This window comes from Okeania sp. (assembly GCF_983059655.1).
The window spans coordinates 1-4,739 of sequence record NZ_CEZPJD010000107.1 but is presented as its reverse complement, the minus strand read 5'-3'; the positions used below and the strand labels follow the sequence as shown (position 1 = coordinate 4,739).

Annotated in this window: 2 protein-coding genes; both read left to right on the top strand. The window is 36.4% G+C overall.

From position 1 onward, the window contains the following. The first annotated feature begins 398 nt into the window (after positions 1-398). Positions 399-923: an acetolactate synthase small subunit gene (gene ilvN / locus AC3DU7_RS08790; RefSeq protein ID WP_488038974.1), complete on the top strand. Its 525-nt coding sequence runs from the start codon at positions 399-401 to the stop codon at positions 921-923. A 612-nt stretch (positions 924-1,535) separates the two neighbouring features. Beyond that, positions 1,536-3,716 (top strand): cadherin domain-containing protein, encoded by a 2,181-nt coding sequence (locus tag AC3DU7_RS08785; protein ID WP_488038973.1) that lies wholly within the window; start codon positions 1,536-1,538, stop codon positions 3,714-3,716. The last annotated feature ends 1,023 nt before the right edge of the window (positions 3,717-4,739 follow it).

Below are 4,739 nucleotides of genomic sequence, written 5' to 3'. Positions count from 1 at the left end.
ATTCTTGAACCTTCATCAGCCATAACTTGTAATTTCAGTTATCAGTTATCAGTTATCAGTTATCAGTTATCAGTACCTCTGGAATAAGGAGGCTTGAAATCTGAAATATTCTCTTTTATCCCATTAAAAGGGCAGGAGGCTTTAGACCAAAATTTTTCGGTAAAAATTGTTCCTCGGATAAAACCCGATTAAAGCTAAACTTTAGCCCCGATTAAACCTAAACTCTAGTATAAAATAACAAAATATCAAATATAGCACTACGCAAATAGGATAGGAAGCGGACATTTATAAATACTCAAAGTTAGTCAAGGATTACTTCTGACTTCTGACTTCTGACTTCTGACTTCTGACTTGCGCGTAGCGCTATAGGTTGGCCAAGATAGCTACTGGTTTAGAGAATGAAACATACTCTTTCTGTTTTAGTTGAAGACGAAGCGGGAGTTTTGACCCGCATTGCTGGTTTATTTGCCCGTCGTGGTTTTAATATTGAAAGTCTGGCAGTTGGCCCAGCAGAACAAACTGGTATTTCTAGAATTACAATGGTGGTGCCTGGGGACGACCGTGTTATCGAGCAGTTGACCAAGCAACTATATAAGTTGATTAATGTTTTGAAAGTACAAGATATTACTGCTATTCCTTGTGTGGAACGAGAGTTAATGTTACTCAAGATTAATGCTACTACAAATATGCGATCAGAAGTGGTCGAAATTGCCAATATTTTTCGGGCGCGGGTAGTAGACTTAGGTGACGACTCATTAACTATTGAAGTAGTAGGAGACCCAGGAAAAATGGTTGCCATTGTCCAAATGCTTTCTAAATACGGTATCCGTGAAATTGCTAGGACAGGCAAAATTGCTTTAACTCGTGAATCTGGAGTTAATACTGAGTTCCTAAAATTGAGAGCTTTGGAAGTAAAAGTGTAAGTATTTTCTAGGATGCTAATGAAAAAGGGGTTAATCCTATAGGATAAGGAATGGTAATTTAAGCTCTTTTCTCTCAGTTTCAAGACTATGAGTTGTTTTTTTAAACCTGATTTTTCTTGATATTTTACTGATTTAATTTTTATCTTAATCCTAGTAATTTTCAATTAAATATCCGATTTTAAGTAATTACTCCTTTTTTGAGTGCATCCTCATAAGAAGTAATTACTTTTTTTTATTCATTTAATAAATGAATTAATAATATCCTTAAGCATAACCCACAATAAGGTTGCTCAAAGTACGTTTTTTAGGTAAAAAAAAAATTCAAAAATCGTATTTTCACTTAAGACAAAAATACTAATTTTTTTAGATTGTAAAATTACTGCCTGATTTTACAAAATTCCATGTCAAACTAGACAAGAAACCAATTAATTACTTGTTCTTCAAACATAAAGCAGGTAGTTAATTTTTTTTCAATTAATTAAGAATTTAAATTACATGATTTGGCTGATTTTTCGAGCAATATTTAATTACTAAAAACTTTAATTCATCAAGAGACATTATCCCTATTTTTCAATTCAAATACTGCAGTTTAAATTGACAACACAACACACTATGGCTACCACACTTCCTTCCGCCCAAGACCAATATATGCTCGAATTGATCAACAGAGGTCGAGCAAATCCTCAAGCAGAAGCAGATCGCTATGGGATAGAGCTAAATGAAGGAGTCCGGACAAAAGATACAATCTCCACTGATGCAAGACAACCTTTAGCATTTAACCTCAACCTCAATGCTGCTGCTGAAGGCCACAGTCAATGGTTGCTAGATAATAATAAATTTCAACACAAAGGAGAAGGTGGTACAAACTCCAGAAAACGTATGCAGAATGCGGGATATACATTCACAGGCTCTTCGGGTAATGGGGAAAACCTTGCTTGGCTAGGAACAACGGGTTGGCCAAACTTCACCATTTATGTTGGGAGAAATTACGAAAACCTGTTTGTTGATGAAGACTACCGTAATAGAGCTCATCGTGTAAGTCTGATGAACCCTAAATTTGAGGAAATTGGAATTTCTTCACTACAAGGCCAGTTTACTTCTCGTGGTAGAACTTTCAATGCAGTGATGACTACCCAAGATTTTGCTTATTCTGCGGCGGGCGGCCCATTTATTACAGGTGTTGCCTACACTGATGCAGTTAATAATGATGACTTCTATACAGTTGGTGAAGGAATCGGCGGAATAACAGTTACAGCAGTTGATACAGCAAATAGTGCTAACACTTTTACTACCACAACTTGGGGTTCAGGTGGTTATAGTTTAGATGTAGACCCAAATGCGACTTACGATGTCACCTTCTCTGGCGATCTCGACGAGGATAGTCAGGCAGATGATACAGCTACTTATGAAGTTACTGTTGGTTCCGAAAACGTCAAACAAGATGTAGTTAGCGACAACTTAGTAAAAATAGATAACGATACTATTGCTGAAAATAGTAACAATAATACAGTGGTGGGTAATTTAACTATTTCTGACTCTGATCCTGACGAGACTAACACTTATGAATTATTAAATGATGCTAATGGTCGTTTTGCTCTCGATGGAGACCAAATAGTAGTTGCTGATGGTTCTCAATTAGATTTTGAAAGTAATCAGACTCATAATATTACTGTGCGCACTACTGATGGTGGTGGTGAAAGTTTCAACCAACAGTTGACCATTAATGTCACTGATGTTGATGAGACTCCACCCAATAGCGCTCCCACAGCAGTACAAATAGATAGCAATACTATTGCTGAAAATAGTGACAATAATACAGTGGTGGGTAATTTAACTACTTCTGACCCTGATGCTGGTGATACTCATACTTATGAATTATTAAATGATGCTAATGGTCGTTTTGCTCTCGATGGAGACCAAATAGTAATTGCTGATGGCTCAGGGTTGGACTTTGAAAGTAATGAGACTCATAATATTACTGTGAGAACTACTGATGGTGAGAGTGAAAGTTTCAACCAGCAGTTGACCATTAATGTCACTGATGTGGATGAAACTCCACCTGAGCTTGAAAACGTCAATACTATGTACGGAAGTGACAAGAACGACCGTATGCTTGGCACAGTAGATAATGATGTTATCCACGGTGAAGGTGGCAATGATGTACTTCTTGGGAGAAGTGGTGACGATCTACTCAATGGTGGTCTGGGTAACGATAGGATCAATGGTGAAAATGGTAATGATAATATCAATGGTGGCCTTGGTAACGATAATATCAATGGTGGCAATGATGACGATCTGCTGAATGGCGACAGTGGTAACGATAATATCAATGGTGGTTCTGGTAACGATAATATCAGTGGTGGTTCTGGTAACGATAATATCAATGGTGGTTCTAGTAACGATAATATCAATGGTGGTTCTGGTAACGATAATATCAATGGTGGTTCTGGTATGGATACTCTTACAGGAGTAGATATAACTTCTGCTCAACCTGGTTATAATGAAATAGATATTCTGCGGGGTAATGCCCATGCCGATCTATTTATCTTAGGTGATAATAGTCAAGCTTACTACACTGGAAATGGTATAAATGATTATGCTCAGATTGATACTTTCAGTAGTGCTAAAGGTGATAAAATCCAACTATCTGGGAGTAGTAATAACTATACATTAAGAGAAAATGTTACTGGACTGCCAAAAGGAACTGCTATTTACAGTAATGATGATTTGGTTGGTATTGTCAAGAATGTTAGAAATATGGATTTGAATAGCAGTGATTTTTCTTTTGTATAAACCTCAGTTTTTAGATGGGTAAACCACAGTTAAAAAATTAGGTTGTAGGTGAAACGAGAGCTGTGAATTCCACAATAGATGATTGACCTTGTAGTCTACTCAAGTGAAAAGTGATGTAATTGAAGACTAATTAACTATAAGTTTTAGGATACCTAGTGTCGCTACGCGGAAGTCAGAAGTCATAAGTATTGATTGGTAAAGCTTTTAGGATTTTGTAACTGGTCAGTTATTTCCGCCATTCCGCACTAGGAAAAATAGTTGCCATTGTCCAAATACTTGCTAAATATGGCTAGGATAAGTCATTTCAGTTATTAGTTATCAGTACCTCCGGCTTTAGTCGGAGGGTTGAAAATACTGAATTGAATATTTTCTTGATCGAGGGATGGCGAGGTTTCCTGCTCTTATCAGAGCCGCTCCGCTAACAACCGCTTTTCATCCTCTTATACCAATTCCCATGCATTAGTGCTATACTTGCGCAATACTATTAGTTATCAACTAATTAGCAGAAGCTGAATCACTTTGCATGCTAATTTTAGCTAATTTAATATTAATTATTCTTCTGTTTTCTTCTCCCCCACTCCCCTAGTCAACAAAATGTAGAAAAGTTTTTGAGAAATGGTATTAAAAGGGGAAGCTTTGGACCTCAGTTTTTTAGTGAAATTGCTTTAAATCGTGAGTCTGGTGTTAATACTGAGTTCCTAAAATTAAGAGCTTTAGAATTAAAAATGTAAGTATTTTATCGGATGTTAATTAGGAAGGGGTTAATCCTACAGGATAGGACATGATAATTTAAGCTTTTTTCTCAGTTTTAAGACCTAATACTTGCCTATTTCAAAACCTGGCTTCCCTTGATATTTTACTGATTTAATTTTTATCTTAATCCTAATTATTTTCAATTAAATATCCTATCTTAAGTAATTACTTCTTTTTTGAGTGTGAGTTTATTAGAAGTAATTACTTTTTTTATTAGTATAGCGCTGTGCGCAGCTCATTTGGCAGTAGGCAATAGCGGTCAGACCCCGC

Excerpts from the sequence above, each read along its gene's own strand:
- ilvN (WP_488038974.1), top strand. The coding sequence starts at position 399 with ATGAAACATACTCTTTCTGTTTTAGTTGAAGACGAAGCGGGAGTTTTG.
- AC3DU7_RS08785 (WP_488038973.1), top strand. The coding sequence starts at position 1,536 with ATGGCTACCACACTTCCTTCCGCCCAAGACCAATATATGCTCGAATTG.